Genomic DNA, 22,374 nt, shown 5'->3' with positions numbered 1-22,374 from the left:
AGCCTGTTTTTTTACGCTTCCTCTACTACCCTTTTCCTTCTCCCTTTACTCAAAGCCTTTCCTTCCCAAAATAACAAACTTACTAACGCAAAAACTAAGATAATCGGCACACTTACTTTATATAAATCTGTAAAACTCATTGCCATCTGATTTTGAGCATAGTGATTCACATCATTCGAAAATGCGAGTACCTCTTTCTTTATACTTTCCTCTTGTTTTTCAACTTCTTTTGTCACTTGATTCATAACTTCTTCTCTTTTTACATCTCTATATTCTACTGGAATTCCTCTTAATACTTCATCCACTTTTTGGTGAATTAATGCATCTTTTTTCTCTTTATTTAACCCTACAAATGTTTTATGTTGATGCTTTTCTACACTTGGTTCTATACTTTGGTTCTCTATTTTTTCTTTTGTTACTTGTAGTATTTCAGCTTGCTGTGAGCTATCCACATGAATATTATGCACTTTTTCTTCTGCATAACGATATACATTCTCTTTATTTACAGCTAAATTGTGCGTTAAGTTAGATACAAATATTGCAACTGCTAATACAATTCCTACTTGCCGCAACATTGAGACAACACTTTGAGAAGCAGTTAATAATTCCCCTTCAAACGAAGAAGCACTTAAAACTGTAATTGGACCTACTACTAAACCATACCCAACACCTAATATCATACATGGAATAATAATTTCTATATTTGTTGAATTAACATCAATCATTTGCAACCAATAATAAGATAAGCCCATAACAAGAAAGCCTGACAAAATAATAGTTACCTTTCCGAGTTTTTTAATTAAAGTTGCTGCAACTGGTGAGACAAAAAATATCATTGCTGAAATAGGTGTCACTAAAAAAGCTGCTTCAATTTCCGTTCGGCCTTGTATTTTCGTCAAGAACGTCGGAAGCAATACAGTAACTCCAATTAAAAATAAATTACTTAATATGATAACGATAGACGCTCCGACAAACATTCGATCTTGAAATAACTTTAAATTCACCATTGGATTATGAATCTTTCGTTCTACTAAAACAAATAGAATAAGAGAAATAGTGCTAATTGCATAACAAGAAAAAGCAATATTACTTTGCCATCCCCATGTATTGCCTTTTACTAATATGAGAGTAAAAGAAAAAATTGCTGTGCTACTTAATAGTAGTCCTACCCAATCTATTTTTGAGATAATACGTTCTTCATTTTTTATTTGCAGCATAACGCAGCATAAAATGATTCCAAGAATACAAATTGGAACATTTACGAAGAACACCCATCTCCAACCGAAATTTTGTGTAATAATTCCACCTATTACTGGTCCCATTGCAGCTGATAGTCCTTGTGTTACCCCTAAAATTGCAAGTGCAACATGCCTCTTTGCTAATGGCATTGCTGATACGCCGATTACCATACTTGTCGGAAATAAAATTGCCGCACCAATACTTTGTATAAAACGAGAAAAGATAAGAAAATCGCCCGTATTAGCAAAAGCACAAAGCACTGATCCACCACCAAAAATTATCAAACCAAGAATATACATCTTTGCTTTCCCAAAAATATCAGCTATCCGTCCTAGTGGAATGGCTAGTACTGCAATCGTCATCGTATAAACATTTAATATCCAAGACATCTTTTCTAATGAAGTATTTACACTCGTTTGTATGGCTGGTAAAGCTATATTCATAATTGTCGTATCAATCATACAAAGAAATATACCTAAGCACATTAAAAAGACAATCTTAATACCCTTTGATTGCTCCATGTTCATCTACCCCTTTATTTATTATGAACGTGTTTTTCATTCTTCCGTTTTATTGTGTTTTTTTACTTCTAGTTGCTCTAGTTTTCTTTTCAACGTCTCTACTTGAGCACTATACGATGCGATACCTACATCTAGTGAAATTTCTTCAACAAAATTAATACCTTCTCTCCACTTTTCATATTTCAAACGAAGATCCGCAATATATGCTTCTTTCCTTTCAATTTCGTCCGCAATCCATTTTTTTATTGCCTTGTCATCGCTATAATTACCGAAATACATCCTCATTAAAAAATCTGAACGTAAAACATCTTTCTCTACATCTGTTTGCATGTACTGATAAAACTCTTCACGCCCTTCATCTGTAATAAAGTACATTTTCTTATTCGGTTTTCCTTCTTGCATAATAACCTCTTTCTTTATTTTCCCCTCTTTTTCCAACTGTCGTAACGTTGGGTAAATCATTCCAAAACTCCCATCAAAGAAATGAGTAAATACGTCTTCAAACACAATTTTAATATCATAACCAGACATTTCTTTTCCCATTAACAAGCCTAAGACAACATCTCTTCCCTTCAAAATAAAACCTCCATACTGTATATAATCAATAATTATATTAACATTGTTAATATAATTATTGATTATATACCTCATTCCGTTAATTGTAAAATGTTTCTAAATAAAAACACCCTGTAAGTTTATTATCTAAAATTACAGGGTGGCTCTACTTTATATTTCATATACAAACTTTGTACTATTTTACAACTTCATCTTGATTAGCTTCAAAACCTTCTGTCTTACCCTCTTTCATTTCATAATAATACGAAGGTAATTCTATATTATGTTCTAAAAGGTAATCCTCAATCAATGCAATAATCACTTTCAATGTTTTCAAACGTGCGTATAATTTATCATTGCTTTCAATAATATGCCATTTCACATTTAGCTTATTTGTTTTTTCAAACATGTCTTCCATTGCTTCAACATACTCGTCCCACTTTTCACGGTTACGCCAATCTTCGTCTGTAATTTTCCATCTTTTTAAAGGATTGTTCTCTCTATCTTTAAACCTCTTTAATTGTTCATCTTTACTAATATGATAGAAAAACTTCCCGATTATATAATGATCATCTGTTAATAGTTTTTCAAAATCATTAATCTCATCATACGCTCTCGTCCACTCTTCCTTTGTAGCAAAGCCTTCAACACGCTCAACTAACACACGGCCGTACCATGAGCGATCAAAAATAGTAATTTGCCCATACTGAGGTAGTTTCCGCCAGAAACGTTGCAAGTAATGGTACCGTTTTTCATGAGGTGCTGGTGCTCCGATTGGATTTACTTGAAACCCGCGCGGATCAAGATGTTCCGTCACTCGCTTAATCGCTCCGCCTTTTCCAGCCGCATCCCAGCCTTCCATAACGAGCATAACTGCGATTTTTTCTTCTTTTACAATTTGCTGTAGCGCTAATAAACGTCTTTGGTATTTTTCAAGTTTCTTATTATACTTAGATTTCGATTCTATTCTTTTCATTAAATCTACTTTAGCAAGATATCCATTTTCCATAAAACAAATCCCCCTTGTTGTATGACAATGTTATTTTAACATATTATTGGAAAATTTTTCACATTAGAAAAAACTGTGTAAAAAAATCTCTACACAGCTTCCTTCTCTAATTGCACATCTACTTCAATATTCTCATTTTTATTTTTCACAGCTTTCATAAAGAATACAGCAGTTACTATAACCGTAATAACTGTACCTACAATATAAGATGTGTTTAACGGAATGTTAAAACCAATTTTTGCATTTAAAATGTAAATTACAGTCATGAGTGTCACGGGAATTAAGAAAACAACATATAGTTTTCCTTTTATAAATAAATACATCGTTCCAATCCATAACGCAATTGCTGCAGGCAATTGGTTAGCCCAAGAGAAATATATCCATCTTATTCACAAATAGAGACTATATTTTTTACAATTGAATTATGGTATACCTTCTCAAAAAAAGAAGATAATAACAAATAAATTCGTTACAGAATGGGAGTACTTTAAAGATGAAACGAAAAATACTTTCTCTCTTTACACTAGTCTGTTTAGCACTACCAATACAAGCTAGTGCATACACATTTCACTCACTACCAATTGAATCAAAGTCTAAACAGTGGTATATCGAAATTGATAAATCTCATAGCGCAAACAAGCAAGCAGTGCAGCCAAAACAGGGGGTATACGATACATATCGCTTACTCGTAAAAAACATCGGTAATGACGTATCAAATGTATCAGTGGAAATACTTGATAACACTCCTACCTCTAAAGCTACTTTTAATCCTACTACATTACATAACAACGTTTCAAAAAGTCAGACAAGCTTTGACTACATCGTATTCCCTTTAGACTTTAATAGCCATAATTTTAAAGTCGTCATTACTTGGGAAGAAAAAAATTTCTCATACAACGGTCATCCGGTAAATGAGGGGGAACAAATGAAACAAACATTTGTGTTTAATGAAGAATAGGCCCTAATTTGATTAGGGCTTATTCTTCATTTACAAAACCAGATTGAATCGCTTCCGTCATTTCTTCTGTGATTTCTAGTTCTGTTGCTTCCGTACTAATTTTCTTATCCCAAATATGTACGGAAGGCTTTTCGTTACAAAGATGTTTTATTAATACTAGTTGGTTATATGTTAGCTTATTTTCTCTATGGGTGGCGATATAGACTGTGAAATTTTTTGCTTCAAAGACCTTTTCTTGCAAAATATATTTGTTGGCCAACTCCTTTACTACTATATCTTTCAAGTTTTCAATAATCATATAAGTCGTTCCCCCTTCCCTTATATCATCAATCAAATCGTCGAATACTTGTTACACATAACGCTATTCCAATTGTTACAAGTACTAAAATAGCTAGTGTTATAATCGTTATCTCGCCACCTATGACAGTAGCTAACCAGCCTACAACCACATAACCTAGTGGTAATAAAGCAAATGAACCTAACATATCAAGGCTTGCCACTCTTCCAAATGCTTCTTCTGGCACAAGCTCTTGTAAACTTGTTTCCCAAATGAGTCCAAATATCATCATACCAAATCCTTCAATTGCCATTAATCCAATTAAAGCAGGTGCCCAAGTAATAAACGGCATTATTAAAAGCGCACAACCACTTATTAAAACACCACCATAGGCAAGTAATCCCCGCTTACGCCACCGCTCCTTCCCACCAAAAATAAGTGCGGCAATTACAGCTCCAACACCAGAGGATGCCATTCCTAATCCATACACGTAAGCTTCAAAATGATGATGAACATTAAATAACCATGGAATTAATACGACGATAATGCCGGCATAACAAATGTTTACGAAAGAAAAAACCAAAATTGTAATCCATAGCCACGGATGACTTTTTAACACTAAAATACCTTCCATAAACTCTTGTTTGTAATCGACCTTTCTCTTTTCAATGGGTTTTACTTTTTTAAACTTTATTTCACTTAAAAATAATAAACAAAAAAATGATAACAAATACGTTACCGCATCTAATCCAAACCCTATTCCAGCAGATGCAACTGATACGATTAATCCTCCAAGTGCCGGTCCAATTAATCGAATACCTTGATTACTCATTTGTGTTAATGCATTAGCTGCGTTTCGAATTTCTGGTACAAATACTTTTGCTCTTACAGCTGAATACGCTGGCTGAAATATGCCTTCCATAAGTCCGTAAAAGGCAACGAGTACATATAAAATTGTAATTGTTAATAAATCCATCAATATAAGCGATGCAAGTAATAGCATCAATATACAGCGGATTATGTCTGTAAATAACATTAATTTTACTCGGTCAATTCGATCTACAACTAAACCTGCAAACGGTAAAGCAAGAATATTTGGTAGCATGTACATTGCCATTGTCATCCCCATAACAACTGTTGAACCCGTTAACGAATACACAACGACTGGTAAAATTACCATCGTTATAGAACTCCCTAAAGTTGAAAGCAATTGTCCAATCCACAAAAACTTAAAATGCCGTGATACTCTAACTGGCAACAATAATTTACCAACATACCCCAAAGCTTTTTCTCTTTGTACTTCCCCTTGCATTTCTCTCTCCTCTTTTCAAATGATTATAGACTTTATAATATATCACTAAAAATCCCTAATATTCTTTTTTAATTATATAAGAAACCATTATGTTATGGTAAAATTATCAAAATAAATATAAAGGAGAATACATTGTTATGCCTCAAAATTCTCATAACATCGAGCACCGCATCTATACAATGTGTATGATCCAACGAAATAATGAAGTTTTACTTATAAAACGCCCCGATCATCGAGGTTTTCCTGGCTACATCGCTCCTGGCGGAAAAGTAGATTTCCCAGAAAGTATTGTGCAAGCTGCTAAACGAGAAGTAAAAGAAGAAACTGGATTACTTGTTTCAAATTTAACTTTTAAAGGATTAGATGAATACGTAAATCCGAAAGAAAATGTTCGATATATGGTATTTAACTATTGGACAGATTCATTTGAAGGTGAACTCCTTTTGAATCCTCCTGAAGGCGAATTATTATGGGTAGCAATCGATACAGCACTAAATCTTCCTATGCAAAATTGGTTTAAAGAGAGATTCCCATTATTTTTTGAAAAAGGTACGTTTGAAATTCAACGTGTTTGGGACCGAGACTTAGATAAACAAGTTGCTATGACAATTACGCATACGTAAAAAAGGCTTGGTATCTCTCCAAGCTTTTTTTACTTTCCTTCTATTTTCTTAATCTCATAATCAATTTCTAAAAACTTAACTCCAAATATCCACATTCTATGGTTAGCTTCTAATATGTGATTCGTGTTCTCCTTTATAATAAAAGTCTCTGCTAACGGTAAACGAATTGTAAAGAAACGAGTATGTAAATAAATCCCCTCATCTCCTTTACCGTTTCTTCTCAGCTTACTAGTAATGATTAAATTATTACTCTTATTACATAATTTTAAAACCCCCGTCATATTCGAATATGGTAAAGGTAATGCAATATTCATATATGTCTCGCTCTTATATGTGTGCTTTGAATAAAGAGCTACAAAAATAGATTCTCCTGCTTCATTTTTTCTTAGCCAAGCCCTTACATTCTCCCTTCCATCTTTCTCATCTATTATCCCAACGATAGAGCCATGCATCGTTTCCCACTTACCACCCATTCCTAAATGTATTTGTCCTACATGCTTACTCATTTTCTCATAGCAAAATGCAACCGGACGAAACCAACGAGCCCACTTAATATGCGATTGTAACTCATACTCTTTTGTATTTTCATAAAAACGAGTAATGCTTAAAGGAATCTTTGCCATGTCAAATCCCTCACTATGAAAATCGTTCATATTATCAACTAAACCTTTGTATTCCTTGCTATCTATTAAACTTCTGTTATGTAAAAATGCTTCACCAACTGTCGCCTTTCCTCTTAATCTGCTCATTGGTTTCCCGTAATATTTATAGTTCGGAACAGTCTTTTCAACCATCCAGCCGACAAATGCCGGCAACGCTACTCCAATTCCATTGACAACACCGTGAATCCAAACCATTTGAGCAATTGTAATCGTCATTACATGTTTCAAATGCCCATACGAATATATGAGTGAGAACATAATTGTTACCATGAGTGTACTAGACGATATGACTAGGAGGATTTTTGCGCTGATAGCATTAAAATTCGTGCGCCAAACATAAATCCCATAACTATAAATAGCACATAAATATAGAAAAACTGCAAAAAATTCAAATACTCTTGAGTACGTAATCCCTATCGCAACTGTCATAGGTGAAATGACGATAACAAACATAATAGCATCATATATTTTACTGCTCTTTTCTCTTTTCCTCCCAATTAAACCAGCTGATAACGGCAATAGAAATGCCGAATAATGAAAGTGTGCAGCTGTAAGTAAAACAATGTCAGAACTAAAGTGCATAATGGAAAGCTTTGCTACAGAAGCAAAAAACCAGAATCCACCTAAAAACAAATATATAAACGCACTATCGATAGCCGTTTCTTCTAACGGTTTCCATCCTCTTTCTAGTAATCTATTCATACCAAATAACGCAACGATTCCTGTATATACAAACCAAATTATCGCAAAGATATATTGATTTGTTACGAAAGCTAACATTGCACAAATCGCTGCTATCGGATATAAAAACGATACAGATTTATAAAATAATAAATACAATCCATTTCGTTCTCTTTTATCAATAATACAAAAAGACATCGGTATAAATAACAAAATAGATAATAAAATAATTGCTTCAACTGGGTTTACATTTGACCACTCACATATTAGAAAAATAATATAACAAGCAAGCCCAACTATTATATTTTTCATATCATTTATTTCCTCTCCACAAATGTTCCCCTATATGAAAATAATGAACCAATTAACGGATTGCGTACTTGTACATGAATTCGAAAGCACTGTTTTGTTTCATCATAACTTTCTACAATGTTGGCCTCTCCGTATAAGAATCTAGGTAACGGGATTTTTCTTCTAAACATGTAAAACCATTGCTTCTTTGAAGAAATATGCATTGCCCCCATCTCATCAATATGAAAATTCAGTGTAGAAACAAGTATGTGTGGTTCACCAAAATAATCTACAATCTCATTATTCTCTTCATCCAACTGCATAACAGCGTTAAAATATCTTTTCTTATTTTGAAAATAAAAAGTACGATTCCACCGCACAAATTCATGTCCATGTTCATTCCGCTCAGCGGTATTATGTATTGTAAATGGCACTTCCTTCCCCCGCTCAGAGAAAAACATATGGAACTTTGATGCAATTTTTAATATGAATTTTACGAAAAAAGAACCACCAGAAATCTCATCCATCTTTCCTTCTCCAGTAAAACTATTTTCTTCCGTAATCTCATAGCGTTTCTGTAATTTCGGATGAAGTTTTTTATAAGAATCCCCTAATAGTCTTTCATACATATTAGCCATACATTATCCCTTTCTCTTCCTCTTGCAATTTTTTACACTTGGCAAGTTCGTGCTATTTATATAACCGACAATGGATAACCCCATTAGTAAAACGTTTAATGTAATTGGATTAAACGGCTCTGTAAAGCTTGCGATATTCGTAAATCCTGCTGCGATTGTTAAGGCTATTAACACGCAAATATGTATTATAAATACATTTCGTTTTGGAAATGGAAGTAACCATGTGACACCAAAAATAACTTCTAACAGCCCAATTATTTTAAGAATAAAAATACTATTTTCAGTTGAACCAATTATGACCGAAAGCATTTTCACTTCTTCGGGATGGATAAAGATCATTTTCGGTACAATCCCTTGATATAGCCATACAAAAGCAATTAAAAAACATACGAGCCAATATGTCATCGTTCTTCTAATTAGTAATCTCGGATGAAGTCCCTTTTCTAACCATAATTTTAAAGCATCAAAACTCCAAGCAGTCGCCCAGCCTAATAACGGACGAAACATATAAAAATCTATTACATTCCCTATACGACCAAACCTCGTATCATAATCATATTGCGTCTCAAAATGAATGTGTTCTTTACGCGGTGTATACTTCCAATAACCACGCCCTATTTGAATAAGTGATAATTTATTATCCGTCCAAAATTTTAAAGAAGAAATCCGGTCTCCCGTTTCTTTTCTTATTTCACCTATCGATTCTCCTTCCCCAGCTATTTCAAGTCCAAATCCGATCTTTGTTTTATATAAAAACTTCTGCGGTTCTCCTTCTTTTTTCTCTAAATATGAAATTTCAGTAAAGCGAGCATCCCATTCTGTATGTATATGTGGTTCTTGCGTGTATTCCCATAATTTCTCCATTGTTGTGTTCATTTCTGCCGAAACATAAATAGGCTTTTTCCCCTTCATTCTTCCACCTCCAATGCGCTATAATTTTAATGTACATGCTATGAATTTATTTTGCTACAGTTTTCACAAACTCCTCCAAGAGAAGAAAGAATTTTTAAAATTTATACAAAACACTTGATTCCCCGAAAAATTTAAATTATTATAAAACAAATGTTACCAACAACTTCATAAATCAAACACTCTCGCCTAAAACGTGAGATAGAGGTTGCGATACTTATGATTATTCTAATGGAGACACAGAGATGTCTATGAAATTAGATGAAAGGAAGTATTGCCGAAATCGATAATTTTCTCTGCATTTATCGATTGGGGCTGTTTTCGAATAGAAACAGAACTGTCATATGTACAGCAGTGTATGTATGAAGAGCTATCTACAAAAAAGAGATATCATTTTTATGGTATTCCTTTTTTGGCGGTTTTTTTATTAGCTCCGTTTTCTGTTTCCCTTTTCCTGTAACAGCACCATCCTCACTTATTTGAGATGGTGTTTTTTGTTTTTCTCTGGTAACTACAGGAATATTGGGATCTATATATGTCCTAATCTATTCTTAAAAATGGATGAAAGAAGGAATTCGTAATGGAAACGATTGTACAAAAATTTGGTGGCACTTCTGTTGGAAGCGTTGAGCGCATTCAACATGTAGCAAATTTAATTATTGAAGAATATGAACGAGGACATAGCATCGTCTCTGTCGTTTCAGCAATGGGAAAAAGCACAGATGAACTCGTAGCACTTGCTAACGCGATTTCAGAAAATCCGAGTAAACGCGAAATGGATATGCTTCTATCAACAGGAGAGCAAGTGACTATTTCATTATTAACGATGGCACTACAAGCAAAAGGTTATAACGCGATTTCATTAACTGGATGGCAAGCTGGTATTACGACAGAATCTGTACATAGTAGTGCACGGATTACTGAAATTCATACAGATCGAATTCAATCTTATCTTACTGAAGGCACGATTGTTATTGTAGCTGGCTTCCAAGGAGCCAGTAAAGAACATGAAATTACAACGCTTGGACGTGGTGGTTCTGATACAACTGCTGTTGCATTAGCTGCTGCACTGAAAGCAAAAAAATGTGATATTTACACGGATGTGAACGGTGTATATACAACGGACCCACGAGTTGTAAAAGATGCTTATAAATTAGATGAAATTTCTTATGACGAAATGCTAGAACTAGCAAACCTCGGTGCTGGTGTATTACACCCGCGTGCTGTTGAGTTTGCTAAAAATCATAATGTCATGTTAGAAGTTCGCTCAAGTATGGAACAAGAAAACGGAACAATTGTAAAAGGAGAATGTAACATGGAACAACAATCAATCGTTAAAGGTATTGCATTTGAAGATAATATTACACGCGTCACAATGAAAGGATTGGAACAAGGTGCACTTTCAACAGTTTTCTCTACATTAGCAGCGGCACATATTAATGTAGATATCATCATTCAAAGTATTACAAATGAAGGAACTGTTCACCTCTCCTTCTCAATCCATTCTAATGATTTAGAAGAAACATTAGAGGTATTGGAACAGAATCAAGAAACACTTCACTATGAATCTGTAGAATATGAAAATCATTTAGCAAAAGTATCCATTGTAGGATCGGGTATGGTCTCTAATCCTGGTGTTGCTGCAAATATGTTCACTACTTTAAAAGAAGAAGATATTCATATTAAAATGGTAAGTACATCAGAAATTAAAGTGTCTGTCGTTATTGACCGCCTTCATTTAGTAACAGGTGTCGAGGCACTGCATCAATCATTTATGGCGAAAATTGAGCCTTTAGTGCAGATGAGTTAATTTCCACCGGTAAAACTTTAAAAAATATATGAATCTATTTCCTTCCTATATAAATAGAAACAGGGTAGGACTGTTTTGTGGGAAAGTCGAAGTTATTCTATCGAATAGCAATTACAGTATCAAATTCTTGAAATGATAGCATTCACGAAATAAAGTTCTCGCATATTTCAATAGTAAAGGTTTGCGAAGTGTTATTCGTTAACAAGATTTTATATACTATGCCCGAAAACACCTTGTCACATTTTCCTACACTGTGACAAGATGTTTTTTGTTTAGAAGAGATTTTAGTATAATTATGAGGATAATTAAATAATAAATTTATACATAAAAGGAGATAAAAACTATGGCAAACAACCGATTACTACGAATGGACAATGTCAGCATCGTTGTAGAATCCCTTGATAACGCAATCTCTTTCTTCGAGGAGATTGGCTTGAATCTCGAAGGGCGAGCTACTGTTGAAGGTGAATGGGCTGGTCGCGTAACTGGACTCGGTTCTCAGTGCGTAGAGATTGCTATGATGGTTACCCCAGATGGCCATAGCCGAATTGAACTTTCGCGATTTCTCACCCCCCCTACTATTGCAGATCATCGGACAGCTCCTGTAAATGCCCTCGGTTATTTACGCGTCATGTTCACCGTTGAGGACATTGACGAAATGGTATCCAGACTGACTAAACATGGTGCTCAGCTCGTTGGTGAAGTAGTTCAGTATGAGAACTCGTATCGACTCTGCTACATTCGTGGAACCGAAGGAATTTTAATCGGTTTAGCGGAAGAACTCGGTAACAAGTAAGTAATGTTTTACTGAAGTAAAAATATTTGAAAGAATTTTACGCTTAATAAAACTTAGATTTTGAACCCCGTCCTAACTTTAGAACGGGGTTATGCTTGTTTGGACTTTTTAACATACTATCAATATCTCAAAATTATTATAAAACAATTCAATTGCTTGTTATACTCTTTCCTAGGAAATATAACTGACTCTTCTCACTTCTTATCATATATATCTTTTCTTTTTAAAAACGATCTGAATTCATTCAACATAACTTTCTTTACATCAGAGTAAAAAACCATCATGAATAGTGCTATCCCTAATAATATCTCTTGCATTCCTTCATAATCAACAAAAGCACTCACAATTAGCAAACCAAACCCAATATAAAAACCAAACTCATTCTCTTTCTCAAAATCCTCATCTTCATCAATATGTATTTTCTCTTTAAAGCTTTGGTTTCCTTTTATTAATTCATCTAGCGTGACATTATACATTTCGCTAAGCAAAATTAAATTATCAATATCCGGACAGCTTTTATCATGTTCCCACTTATACACAGCTTGCCTTGTCACACCAATTTTCTTAGCAACATCTTCCTGTGAAAACCCTTTTGACTCTCGTAATCTTTTAAGTTGTTGTCCTAAGCTCATAACGTCCCCTCCTTTAACAAATTATTACATAAAAGGATCCAAAAAAGAAAGAAACCATTAGTAAAACCCACTGTAAACCACTCGTTTACACTATAAAAAAGAGAGAATAACTCTTTGAGCTATCCTCTCTCTTCTATTAAAACAGATGAATGTTTTCTTTCTTGCAAGCTGCACGTAAATCGTCAGGCCATACAGAAGATTGAACTTCACCAATATGTGCTTTACGTAAGAAGTACATGCACATTCTTGATTGTCCAATACCACCGCCAATTGTTAACGGTAGTACGTCTTCTAAAATACCTTTATGGAAATCGTACTCACGTTTGAAGTCTTCACCTGTTTTCGTTAACTGCTCATCAAGTGATTTACTATCAACACGAATTCCCATTGATGATAATTCGAATGAAGATTGTAATACTGGGTGCCAGAATAAAATGTCACCGTTTAATTTCCAATCATCATAATCAGCTGCGCGTCCATCATGCTTTTCACCTGAACGAAGTGCATCACCAATTCCGATAATAAAGACTGCACCGTGTTCTTTTGCAATTGCGTGTTCACGATCTTTCGGTGTTAATTCTGGATATTTATCTTCGAGTTCTTGGGAAGTGATAAAAACAACTTCTTCTGGTAAATACTTTCCAAGGAACGGATACTTTTCAAATAAGTGGTCTTCTAAATCTTTGAATATTCCATAAATTGTTCGTACTGTTTCTTGCAAGTAATCTACAGTACGCCATTCTTTTTGAACGATTTTTTCCCAATCCCATTGGTCAACGTAAATGGAATGTGTTGCATCAAGTTCTTCATCACGACGAATCGCGTTCATGTTTGTATATAAACCTTCACCAGCTTCATATCCGTATTCATGTAATGCGAATCTTTTCCACTTCGCTAGTGAGTGAACAATTTCTAATTCTTCTCCTGAATGTAACATATCAAATTCAATTGGACGTTCTACACCGTTTAAATGATCGTTTAATCCTGATTTTTTCGTTACGAATAATGGTGCAGATACGCGGAATAGTTCAAGGCGTTTTGCTAATTGATCCTCGAAAAATGTTTTAACTTCCTTAATTGCGATTTGAGTCTCTCTTACTGTCATTAATGATTGATACATGGTGGTTTCCTCCTAAAATGTTTGGATGTTGTGAAAAGAAGCCAACAAAAAAAGCCCTTCTTTCCCAAAAAACTGGGACGAAAGACTTTGGTTCCGCGGTACCACCCAAATTAGCAACAGAGGTTGCTCACTTATACAATACGGAGATGAAATATCTCGATACTGTTCTTCTTGTAACGGCGAAGTTCCCGGCTAAGTCTACTTTCCTGTAAAGGATTTCGGTTAGCAACTCCAGGAGGTTCTTCATAATAGGCTTCGTATCAGGCTCACACCACCCCTGACTCGCTTAGACTACATCCTACTACTACTCGTCCTTTCATAGTCGTTTTGTTGTCACATCTCTGAAACATTTTATTAATGATTATTCTATACAAAAAATAAAGAAAGTCAACAAAAATTTAAAAATATTTTTCAATTCTTTATTTTACGGCTTTATTGATTGTTTTCAATATAACGTCTTCACTTCTTTTGTCTTGTCAATCCAAAAAACGTTTCACTAACCGAAACTAACATATACACAACAAGTAATGTAATCGTTCGAAATATAGAATCCGCAGTATTTCGTATTATTTTCATTTTCTTTGTAATTCCTTTCAGTTTACTTGCAAATTCGTGTTATACTATAGCATTCAAGCAGTTTATTTTTACTTAAAGCAATCATAGTCATTTATAAAGAGTATGTTCTAAATCATTGACTATTATCAAATAAGATTTTTATATAACGGAGTGATCATATGAGTAAAACGAAAGCAAAACCGAAAAAAGGTGTAGGACAAGGTACAGGAAGTAAAGGATGGAATCGTTGGCAATCAAGTGCAAAGAAAAAGGCAGCTGCCAAGCCATATAAAAGTAAAGGGACTAAAAAATAAATTCTGTATTATCTCTTTACTTTGTTCAAAACAAATTATAATTATTACACTAAAAAAGCTATGCTCTCATACATGTGAAAGCATAGCTTTTTATATTAAATCATTAAAATATCTCGTATTTCTTCCTCCGTGATTGATGATAATTTCTCTTCTCCCGGCTCAATCACTTCAGCGATTAAATTTTTCTTACTCTCTTGCAGTTCATGCATTTTTTCCTCAATTGTTCCGTGGGCTACTAATTTTATAACTTGTACTGTATTTTTTTGTCCCATTCGATATGCTCTATCAGCTGCTTGTTGTTCAACAGCTGGATTCCACCATAAATCGTACAATATAACCGTATCGGCACCCGTTAAGTTAAGACCCGTACCACCAGCTTTTAAAGAAATGAGAAATAGATCCCCTTCCCCCTCGTTAAACCGATTACATAGCTCTACACGTTCTTGTGATGGTGTACTCCCGTCTAAATAAAAGTATGGAATCGCTTGACGATTTAACTCACGGCCAATAATAGACAGCATCTTCGTAAATTGAGAAAAGATTAAAATTCTCTTACCAGTACTTCTGCATTCCTCTAGTATCTCTAATAGTTGTTCAAATTTAGCTGAACTACCCTTATAATCATCAACGAATAAAGCCGGATGATTACAAATTTGTCGCAATCTCGTTAAGCCAGCTAAAATTCTAATTTTATTTTTACGTAACGTATCTTTATCTAAATGTTTTAACGTTTCTTCCCTTAATTTCGCTAAATAAGCAGCATAAAGTCTCTTTTGATCTGGTAATAGCTCCGATGACTGTAAGTGCTCTATTTTATCTGGAAGCTCCTGTAATACGTCTTCTTTTAATCGTCTTAATACGAAAGGTTTTACGCGCTTCGCTATATCTTCGCGCCTTAAATCACCGAATTCTTTTCTTCCTGGTAATAATTCCGGAAATACGACATGGAAGATAGACCATAGCTCTTCTAATGAATTTTCTACAGGCGTTCCCGTTAGCCCGAAACGATATTCCGCTTGAATTGTTTTCACTGCTTTTGCAGTTTGGGTTGTAGGATTTTTAAACGCCTGTGCTTCATCAAGAAACAGTGTATGAAACGGCCTCGCATACGATCTTATATCTCTTCTCAGTAATGGATATGACGTAATTACGACATCAAATTCCGCTACGTCTTTTAATATTTTTTGCCGCTCCGTTTGATTTCCATCTGCAATAACCGCTCTAATATGCGGGGCGAATTTTTTCAATTCACTAAACCAATTGTAAACGAGAGAGGACGGTGAAACGACTAATATAGGTAGTTTCTTTTCTCGAATTTCAGGCAACACAGAATCTATGTAAGCAATACTTTGCAGCGTTTTTCCAAGTCCCATATCATCTGCTAAAATACCGCCAAAACGGTAATAGGCGAGTGTTTTCATCCACTCAAATCCGTATACTTGATACTCTCTCATTACAGCACTTAAAGTTTGCGGCACTGTAAACTTTAATTTTTTCGGATTTTGAATGCTTTCTACTAAATCTTGAACAGACTCATCTAAACTTAAAACATTACCTTCGTGAAGTCCGTTCATCCATTTTACACTCCGGATAAGCGGAACGTTCACTTCTTCTCCGTGTAAAAACTCTTTCCGAATACCCGATTCTTTTACAAACTGATTAATTTCATTAAATTCTTTGCTCTCTAGTGATAATAAAGAACCATTCGCTAATCGGTAATATTTGCGTTTCTCTTCAAGAGCCACTAATACACCTTTAATTTCTGCTTCCGGTATTCCTTTTATATCAAAACGAAATGATAACCAATCAATTCTTTCTTTTCTTCTCACTCTAATAAGTGGTGCTGTATCCCCTTTATGAATACGTAATTTAATTGCTGTCGTCGCATAAATATCAACTAAACCTTTTAACGACGGAACGACGTGATATAAAAAGTTATACTCAGCCTCTTCATTATGCATAAAGTAACCACCTTCTGTTTTCGCGAAGGCACTTTCACTCATAATGTCTAAAATCTCTTTTTCCTTTTTCTCATCACGATTAAAAACAGACGGCTGTCCGTCTTCTTCTAACGGATTGATCATGACGTTTCCATAATGAAATTCAAGACCTGCTAACAAACGATTTTTCACTCGATCTAAATACAGTTTTGCTTTTAGCGACGGCGTTTCAACACGATCTGATATTACTTCATCAATTCGTACCGTTCCAAGTTTCATTAATCCTGGCACAACTTTCGCTACAAAATGTTCCATCTTACTTTCAGGAATATAAAACTGATTGCTATTTGAGCGATTCATCATCTTTTGCAATTCAATAAGTCGCATACAATCTTCCATAGGTAAATGATATAATTTCCCATCGTAAAGAGCGTTGTTATACATTTCCATCACTTGAACACGATTTAGGCCGTCTATATGAAGTGTGAATCCACCATTATTTCCCTTCGTAAACTCAAAATGTAATGGCAATAAACCGTTTGAAATTTGTAAGCCATGAAACAGTTGCTCATTTTGTTTCAGTTGTACATACTCAACTTTAGAAAGTGAAGAGAGCATATCTTTCCACGAAGCTGGCGGTATGAATATCATACTTTCATCTTGTTTCGCATGTACTTCTAGTGCATCTTCATACATTTTTTCGTTATGATATATTTTAATGAGTTGTTGTATAATCGCGTCCGTTTCTTGTTTAAAACTATGTATATCTGGCGTGTATGTAAATTCATTAGTACAATGAAAAGCCTCTCTTTTTTCCACTTTAGAAAGAAATTCTCTAATATGATTTATAAAATATGTTTTCGCAAGTTTTAGCTGAATTCCAAGAAGGGCCCCACCACTTTTCGTCGCTACTGGTGAACATATAAACGCAATATCTAATATTTCACGTGTATCAAAACGGTGTTGTTTACTTTTTGGCCTCAGTGGTTTTTCTGCAAACAACTGAAACATCCCGCTCGTTAATTGATCATTTCCGCTCATATTTTCGGACATGCCGCCCGTTTGCTGGTTATAATTTATTTGTATTAGTACGGCTGCAACATGTTGACAATACGTTTGAAAAGACGCTAATGAAGGACAACTACATCTCGCAACTACATCACCTTTTTTAGCTTTTTCTACTGTAACATGAAAATCCTCATTCCCTTTTACCGTCGCTTCACAAATTTCTTTCGTTTCATCATAATGATTCACGATTACTTTATTTGCTTTATAATAAGCTTCGCCTCTTTTATATGAGGTCTCTCCGCATACTTCTTTTATAATCGATTTATTTAATGTAAAACTCATTGTTTTGACACTTCCTTAATGTAAAACCATTTTCTCTTACTTAACATTTTACATGCTCTACGAGAAAATATAAAATATTGATTGAACAAAAAAAGATGCTTATTTATAAGCACCTTTTTCACTCTATCTCCATCAACCGTTTCGCCTCAAAATATAACACTTGAATAAATTTTTTCGTATTAATTCGTATATGGCCAGAAGTTGCTACTTCATCCTTTGTCATTTCTGTCATCCGTTTTCTAACTACAGTGAAATCAAAAAACTTCGGAGCATAGCTTTCAAATTTCGGATTTGAAAAGTCTGTTAGTCCGAGGGAGGCTAAATGATTCAATGATTGATAAATTGCTCTGCGCACTCTTTGTTCCGATGCTTTTTTCTCTTTATCAATATCCGTATGTAAAGCTTCATCCCCTAATTTCTTTATCGTAATATAGTGAAAAATATCTTTTAACGCAGGAAAGCCAAATTCAAATGTTTGCGCCTTTTCTTGTCCGTATAAATATTCCAGCATACTAAGTAAATCTTTACTTCCGTTCTCTCCCGCAATACCGAGTTCTGCTAGTAAGAAGCGTCCTGAATCTGATATCTTTTTTCCTTCTTGTACTGTTTCACTACGCATTGGCGGCTTTTCCCACTGAAACACATTATTTAATGATTTTTGAATGTCATGTATAGAACGTTCCAAACGAATACGCTCCATCACTTTTCGTACAACAGATACTACTTCTATTTTGTTTAGTGGTTTTGTAATATAATATTCCACACCAAGTGTATACGCCTCACCAATGAGCTGTTTCGATTCAACTTGGGAAATCATAATAATTTTCCCAGTAAATGAAGACGCTATATGACGAACTGTTTCAATGCCGTCTCTCATCGGCATTAGTAAATCAATAAATAAAATATCTACTTTTTTATAATTTAGCTGTTCTGCTTCAATAAACGCTCCATCTTCCGATTCTCCAATTACTTCCCCAAGATCGCCATCCTCAATAATTTGCGAAAGCATTGAACGGAAAACTTCATCATCATCTACAATATAATAAAACAAACCTATTCCCCTTCCCGCTTTAAACTGCACTCCGGTAAACAAACTATAAACTTACACCCTTTTTCAGTTTCATTGTCTTCTAACCTTACTTCTCCGCCGAGCTCTGTTACCATTTCGTGTATGTAAGAAAGTCCAATACCTGTTGACGGTGTTCCTGTTTGATCATACTTGGAAGTAAACCCGGGCTTAAATACTAATTTCTTATACTTTTGTGCAATACCAGGGCCATCGTCAATTACTTCAAAGATTACATGTTGCTCTCGTTTATATAACTTAATACGAATAAGGCCTCTATCTTCAATTGCTTCCACTGCATTGGCAACTAAGTTATTAAAGATTGATAGCACTGTATACACGTGATATGCAGCGTGTTCACCTTCTATATGTTTTGAAAAACGTATATCTTTCCCTAGCATTTCAGCATATTTCTCATTTATTCTTACGATCATTTCTGTAAGCTCATGTCCTTCTACATACTCAGCCACATTTTTATCTAATAACAGTTTAGATAATCCTGCAAAAATCCTTTGATTATCCTTTTTTATTTCGTGCACTTCTCCTGCTATTTTCAATGCTGTTTTACTACTGGAATCATCATCTGTCTGTAAATTTCGATATAGTTGATATGCTTCTTGTGTAATCAATTCTGCATTTTGTAACGTTTTTTTCAAGTGAACAGATTCTACATATAAATTTGAAAGGTGCATGAACATTTTTTCATTTTCTTTTCGGACTTGTGACTCTTTTAATTTCGTTTCATATAAAATCATCATATTTAAAAAGCCAAGTGCAAAGAAACTACGAAAAATAGCAATAATAATTAATTTGTTCACTTCAGAAACTGTTATTATTGTACCGAGTACTACCATATGATAAATCGCAAGTTCTGACATACTTGCGATAATTTCAATTGTAATTCCAAGGCACCCAATAACGATTGGTTTCTGATGAAACTTATTCACCCTACAAAGTGAAAAAAGACTTCCATAAATAAAATAATAGAAGAACACAGGATAGCGCAAATAAAATGATTCTGTCATATGAAATGAACCTTGCATGATCCAATCAAGGCATACACGGAATAAAACGACACATATACCGACAAGAATACCTGCAGCCGCTGCTGGTATTCTTCTTAAAAATAATAATAAAAAGAAGAAAAGCGGTGTCCCAAAGCTAACGCGAAACGTATCGTTAAAAGGATGAAAATTAAGCTCTCCAGCAATCGGAACAACAACCATTAATATAATTAAAAGGGATATATCTTTCTTCCATAATTGATTCCAATTCAAAGGTGCCACTTCCTATACTTTTTTCGGTAATAAAAGTGAAAGCCCGCTTATTTTTATAAACGGGCTTTATTTCTATATTCTAACCTTTTCTACCGCTTTTATTTGGCGATACTCTGGTTCCCAGATTGCTTCTTTCACTGCAATCTTAATATCGTTATCACTTAAGTTCTCTCTAGCAACACCTTCTGCAACAGCAACTTTCGCTACTTCAATTGCAACCATTTCCGAGATATTACGTAACTCTTCAACCTCTGGCAAAATAGGTGCTCCTGGCTGACTTGTGTCTACCATGCTTGCAACTGCTTCAGCAGCTGCTGCGAACATTCCATCCGTCATGACGCTTGCACGTACAACAATTGTTCCAAGACCAAGACCTGGGAAAATAAGTGCGTTATTTGATTGTCCAATCACATACGTTACACCGTTGTATGTAACCGGTTCAAATGGACTTCCTGTTGCAACTAATGCTCTTCCTTCTGTCCACTCGATTAAATCATCTGGTTTTGCTTCAGCAAGTGGCGTCGGATTTGACATCGGTAAAATGATTGGTCTTTCTGTGTGAGAAGCCATTTCTTTAATAATCTCTTCTTTAAATGCACCTGCAACAGTTGATGTACCGATTAAAATTGTCGGTTTTACATGTTTCACAACTTCAGCAAGTCCGATCACATCATTTTGCTTCCACTCATTTACTTTCGCTTCTTTTCTTGCATATGGAATTTGGAAATCAAGAAGATCTTCCATATTATCTGTAACTAATCCGTTACGATCAATACACCAGAAACGCTTATATGATTCTTCTTCTGACACACCTACGCGGACCAAAGCATCTCTAACTTGATCTGCAATACCGATTCCAGCCGTACCAGCACCAAACACAACAACGCGGTGTTCACTTAATGGTACACCAGAAGCTTTCACTGCTGATAACACAGCAGCAAGTGAAACTGCACCTGTACCTTGAATATCATCATTAAATGTACAAATATCATGACGATATTTATCTAAAATTTTTCGTGCATTTCGAGAGCTGAAGTCTTCCCAATGTAAAAGTGCTTTCGGGAATTGTTTATTTACCGCTTGTACAAACGTATCAATAAATTCATCGTAAGCTTCACCAGTTATACGAGGGTGACGATTTCCAATATAAAATGGATTCTTTAATAGTTCTTCACGATTTGTACCTACATCTAAAATTACCGGTAATACACGACTAGGATCGATTCCAACTGCGGCCGTATAAACAGCTAATTTTCCGATTGCGATGTTTATACCACCAACGCCCCAGTCACCAATTCCAAGTATGCCTTCTCCATCTGTAACAACGACTAAATCAATATTTTCTGCTGTTGCACCGATATTGGCGAAAGCTTCTTCAATACCCGACGGATCGTTAATTGATAAATACACACCACGCGGTTTACGGTATTCATGACTATATCTTTGAATCGCTACACCAACAGTTGGTGTATATACGATTGGTAACATTTCACGTAAATGATTTGTTAATATACGATAAAATAACACTTCGTTTCGATCATGTAACGCTGTTAAGTATACATTCTTTAATAAATCGTCCGGCTGAGAACAAAATTGTTCATACGCTCGGCGTGCTTGTTCTTCTAATGTTAAAACCGCTGGCGGTAATAACCCTTTTAAACCTAATTCTTCTCTCTCTTCTTGCGTGAAAGCGACCCCTTTATTTAAAAGTGGTGTTGATAATACTTCTACTCCTCTTAATGTCGTTTCTAATGAACCATTAGAAGCTACTGTAAACTTACTCATAACATCCCTACCTCTATTCATATATAGCATTTCTATATTGTAAACAAAAAAGAG

Annotated in this window: 19 protein-coding genes, 1 pseudogene, 1 riboswitch and 1 other annotated feature; of the genes and pseudogenes, 5 read left to right on the top strand and 15 right to left on the bottom strand. The window is 34.8% G+C overall.

Going from position 1 to position 22,374, the window contains the following annotated elements; translation table 11 throughout:
- Nucleotides 1-11: 11 nt before the first annotated feature.
- From AC1Q8N_RS18190 to AC1Q8N_RS18175, 4 genes and pseudogenes are all read right to left on the bottom strand, one after another.
- Entirely contained in the window at nt 12-1,760 is a 1,749-nt protein-coding gene (locus AC1Q8N_RS18190; RefSeq protein ID WP_097917600.1) for an MFS transporter, read from the bottom strand.
- Between the two features lie 36 nt (nt 1,761-1,796).
- Nucleotides 1,797-2,336, bottom strand: coding sequence for a PadR family transcriptional regulator (locus AC1Q8N_RS18185; RefSeq protein ID WP_098080248.1), 540 nt, complete (start codon nt 2,334-2,336; stop codon nt 1,797-1,799).
- A gap of 175 nt (nt 2,337-2,511) precedes the next feature.
- On the bottom strand, nt 2,512-3,324 hold the full coding sequence (locus tag AC1Q8N_RS18180; RefSeq protein ID WP_098080246.1) for a polyphosphate kinase 2 family protein: 813 nt from the start codon (nt 3,322-3,324) through the stop codon (nt 2,512-2,514).
- 89 nt (nt 3,325-3,413) lie between these two features.
- Nucleotides 3,414-3,707, bottom strand: a pseudogene (locus tag AC1Q8N_RS18175) (carbon starvation CstA family protein); the annotation flags it as partial.
- A 110-nt stretch (nt 3,708-3,817) separates the two neighbouring features.
- On the opposite strand from AC1Q8N_RS18175, the gene AC1Q8N_RS18170 reads away from it, so the two are divergent.
- Nucleotides 3,818-4,282: a YozF family protein gene (locus AC1Q8N_RS18170; protein WP_048543308.1), complete on the top strand. Its 465-nt coding sequence runs from the start codon at nt 3,818-3,820 to the stop codon at nt 4,280-4,282.
- A 19-nt stretch (nt 4,283-4,301) separates the two neighbouring features.
- Here the strand turns inward: AC1Q8N_RS18170 and AC1Q8N_RS18165 are convergent, their stop codons facing one another.
- Both AC1Q8N_RS18165 and AC1Q8N_RS18160 read right to left on the bottom strand, forming a co-directional pair.
- Nucleotides 4,302-4,580 carry a hypothetical protein gene (locus AC1Q8N_RS18165; protein WP_098080244.1) on the bottom strand — a complete coding sequence of 93 codons (279 nt, stop codon included), beginning with the start codon at nt 4,578-4,580 and terminating at the stop codon, nt 4,302-4,304.
- 28 nt (nt 4,581-4,608) lie between these two features.
- Nucleotides 4,609-5,871, bottom strand: coding sequence for an MFS transporter (locus tag AC1Q8N_RS18160; protein WP_048543309.1), 1,263 nt, complete (start codon nt 5,869-5,871; stop codon nt 4,609-4,611).
- Nucleotides 5,872-6,008: 137 nt separating this feature from the next.
- Here AC1Q8N_RS18160 and AC1Q8N_RS18155 point away from each other — a divergent pair, with 137 nt between their 5' ends.
- Nucleotides 6,009-6,494 (top strand): 8-oxo-dGTP diphosphatase, encoded by a 486-nt coding sequence (locus AC1Q8N_RS18155; protein ID WP_001136059.1) that lies wholly within the window; start codon nt 6,009-6,011, stop codon nt 6,492-6,494.
- A 29-nt stretch (nt 6,495-6,523) separates the two neighbouring features.
- On the opposite strand, the gene AC1Q8N_RS18150 is transcribed toward AC1Q8N_RS18155, so the two are convergent.
- The 3 genes from AC1Q8N_RS18150 to AC1Q8N_RS18140 are packed head-to-tail and all read right to left on the bottom strand — an operon-like array spanning nt 6,524 to nt 9,678.
- The gene (locus AC1Q8N_RS18150) at nt 6,524-8,149 is read right to left on the bottom strand and encodes a YndJ family protein (RefSeq protein WP_493521304.1); all 1,626 of its coding nucleotides are present in this window, start codon (nt 8,147-8,149) and stop codon (nt 6,524-6,526) included.
- 5 nt (nt 8,150-8,154) lie between these two features.
- Nucleotides 8,155-8,766 carry a DUF4166 domain-containing protein gene (locus AC1Q8N_RS18145; protein ID WP_098123367.1) on the bottom strand — a complete coding sequence of 204 codons (612 nt, stop codon included), beginning with the start codon at nt 8,764-8,766 and terminating at the stop codon, nt 8,155-8,157.
- Nucleotides 8,767-8,769: 3 nt separating this feature from the next.
- Nucleotides 8,770-9,678, bottom strand: coding sequence for a DoxX-like family protein (locus AC1Q8N_RS18140; RefSeq protein WP_098642849.1), 909 nt, complete (start codon nt 9,676-9,678; stop codon nt 8,770-8,772).
- Between the two features lie 191 nt (nt 9,679-9,869).
- Nucleotides 9,870-10,056: riboswitch (Lysine riboswitch) on the top strand.
- Between the two features lie 199 nt (nt 10,057-10,255).
- On the opposite strand from AC1Q8N_RS18140, the gene AC1Q8N_RS18135 reads away from it, so the two are divergent.
- Together AC1Q8N_RS18135 and AC1Q8N_RS18130 are read left to right on the top strand one after the other, a co-directional pair.
- On the top strand, nt 10,256-11,485 hold the full coding sequence (locus tag AC1Q8N_RS18135; protein WP_098080235.1) for an aspartate kinase: 1,230 nt from the start codon (nt 10,256-10,258) through the stop codon (nt 11,483-11,485).
- 343 nt (nt 11,486-11,828) lie between these two features.
- Nucleotides 11,829-12,281: a VOC family protein gene (locus AC1Q8N_RS18130; protein ID WP_000002878.1), complete on the top strand. Its 453-nt coding sequence runs from the start codon at nt 11,829-11,831 to the stop codon at nt 12,279-12,281.
- Between the two features lie 194 nt (nt 12,282-12,475).
- On the opposite strand, the gene AC1Q8N_RS18125 is transcribed toward AC1Q8N_RS18130, so the two are convergent.
- Both AC1Q8N_RS18125 and asnA read right to left on the bottom strand, forming a co-directional pair.
- Entirely contained in the window at nt 12,476-12,913 is a 438-nt protein-coding gene (locus AC1Q8N_RS18125) for a helix-turn-helix domain-containing protein (RefSeq protein WP_098642850.1), read from the bottom strand.
- A gap of 136 nt (nt 12,914-13,049) precedes the next feature.
- Nucleotides 13,050-14,033, bottom strand: coding sequence for an aspartate--ammonia ligase (asnA, locus tag AC1Q8N_RS18120; protein ID WP_048543314.1), 984 nt, complete (start codon nt 14,031-14,033; stop codon nt 13,050-13,052).
- 70 nt (nt 14,034-14,103) lie between these two features.
- Nucleotides 14,104-14,362: a binding site (T-box leader), on the bottom strand.
- Nucleotides 14,363-14,767: 405 nt separating this feature from the next.
- Between asnA and AC1Q8N_RS18115 the strand changes: the two genes are divergently transcribed.
- Nucleotides 14,768-14,902 carry a DUF3934 domain-containing protein gene (locus tag AC1Q8N_RS18115; RefSeq protein ID WP_000047588.1) on the top strand — a complete coding sequence of 45 codons (135 nt, stop codon included), beginning with the start codon at nt 14,768-14,770 and terminating at the stop codon, nt 14,900-14,902.
- 95 nt (nt 14,903-14,997) lie between these two features.
- Here AC1Q8N_RS18115 and AC1Q8N_RS18110 read toward each other — a convergent pair whose 3' ends face one another.
- The 4 genes from AC1Q8N_RS18110 to malS all read right to left on the bottom strand — a co-directional run bounded on the left by AC1Q8N_RS18110 (nt 14,998) and on the right by malS (nt 22,320).
- A complete protein-coding gene (locus tag AC1Q8N_RS18110) occupies nt 14,998-18,192 on the bottom strand; it encodes an SNF2 helicase associated domain-containing protein (RefSeq protein ID WP_493521303.1) in 3,195 nt (1,064 codons plus the stop codon).
- Between the two features lie 118 nt (nt 18,193-18,310).
- The gene (locus AC1Q8N_RS18105) at nt 18,311-19,243 is read right to left on the bottom strand and encodes a response regulator (RefSeq protein ID WP_048543316.1); all 933 of its coding nucleotides are present in this window, start codon (nt 19,241-19,243) and stop codon (nt 18,311-18,313) included.
- 2 nt (nt 19,244-19,245) lie between these two features.
- Nucleotides 19,246-20,544 (bottom strand): sensor histidine kinase, encoded by a 1,299-nt coding sequence (locus AC1Q8N_RS18100; protein WP_098080230.1) that lies wholly within the window; start codon nt 20,542-20,544, stop codon nt 19,246-19,248.
- A 63-nt stretch (nt 20,545-20,607) separates the two neighbouring features.
- Nucleotides 20,608-22,320 carry an oxaloacetate-decarboxylating malate dehydrogenase gene (malS, locus tag AC1Q8N_RS18095; protein ID WP_141500165.1) on the bottom strand — a complete coding sequence of 571 codons (1,713 nt, stop codon included), beginning with the start codon at nt 22,318-22,320 and terminating at the stop codon, nt 20,608-20,610.
- Between the last annotated feature and the right edge of the window lie 54 nt (nt 22,321-22,374).

It is taken from the genome of Bacillus sp. GW823-FHT06B01 (assembly GCF_058952315.1).
This window is presented reverse-complemented; position numbering and strand designations above follow the sequence as displayed.

Excerpts from the sequence above, each read along its gene's own strand:
- AC1Q8N_RS18190 (WP_097917600.1), bottom strand. The coding sequence starts at position 1,760 with ATGGAGCAATCAAAGGGTATTAAGATTGTCTTTTTAATGTGCTTAGGT.
- AC1Q8N_RS18180 (WP_098080246.1), bottom strand. The coding sequence starts at position 3,324 with ATGGAAAATGGATATCTTGCTAAAGTAGATTTAATGAAAAGAATAGAA.
- AC1Q8N_RS18170 (WP_048543308.1), top strand. The coding sequence starts at position 3,818 with ATGAAACGAAAAATACTTTCTCTCTTTACACTAGTCTGTTTAGCACTA.
- AC1Q8N_RS18165 (WP_098080244.1), bottom strand. The coding sequence starts at position 4,580 with ATGATTATTGAAAACTTGAAAGATATAGTAGTAAAGGAGTTGGCCAAC.
- AC1Q8N_RS18160 (WP_048543309.1), bottom strand. The coding sequence starts at position 5,871 with ATGCAAGGGGAAGTACAAAGAGAAAAAGCTTTGGGGTATGTTGGTAAA.
- AC1Q8N_RS18155 (WP_001136059.1), top strand. The coding sequence starts at position 6,009 with ATGCCTCAAAATTCTCATAACATCGAGCACCGCATCTATACAATGTGT.
- AC1Q8N_RS18150 (WP_493521304.1), bottom strand. The coding sequence starts at position 8,149 with ATGAAAAATATAATAGTTGGGCTTGCTTGTTATATTATTTTTCTAATA.
- AC1Q8N_RS18145 (WP_098123367.1), bottom strand. The coding sequence starts at position 8,766 with ATGGCTAATATGTATGAAAGACTATTAGGGGATTCTTATAAAAAACTT.
- AC1Q8N_RS18140 (WP_098642849.1), bottom strand. The coding sequence starts at position 9,678 with ATGAAGGGGAAAAAGCCTATTTATGTTTCGGCAGAAATGAACACAACA.
- AC1Q8N_RS18135 (WP_098080235.1), top strand. The coding sequence starts at position 10,256 with ATGGAAACGATTGTACAAAAATTTGGTGGCACTTCTGTTGGAAGCGTT.
- AC1Q8N_RS18130 (WP_000002878.1), top strand. The coding sequence starts at position 11,829 with ATGGCAAACAACCGATTACTACGAATGGACAATGTCAGCATCGTTGTA.
- AC1Q8N_RS18125 (WP_098642850.1), bottom strand. The coding sequence starts at position 12,913 with ATGAGCTTAGGACAACAACTTAAAAGATTACGAGAGTCAAAAGGGTTT.
- asnA (WP_048543314.1), bottom strand. The coding sequence starts at position 14,033 with ATGTATCAATCATTAATGACAGTAAGAGAGACTCAAATCGCAATTAAG.
- AC1Q8N_RS18115 (WP_000047588.1), top strand. The coding sequence starts at position 14,768 with ATGAGTAAAACGAAAGCAAAACCGAAAAAAGGTGTAGGACAAGGTACA.
- AC1Q8N_RS18110 (WP_493521303.1), bottom strand. The coding sequence starts at position 18,192 with ATGAGTTTTACATTAAATAAATCGATTATAAAAGAAGTATGCGGAGAG.
- malS (WP_141500165.1), bottom strand. The coding sequence starts at position 22,320 with ATGAGTAAGTTTACAGTAGCTTCTAATGGTTCATTAGAAACGACATTA.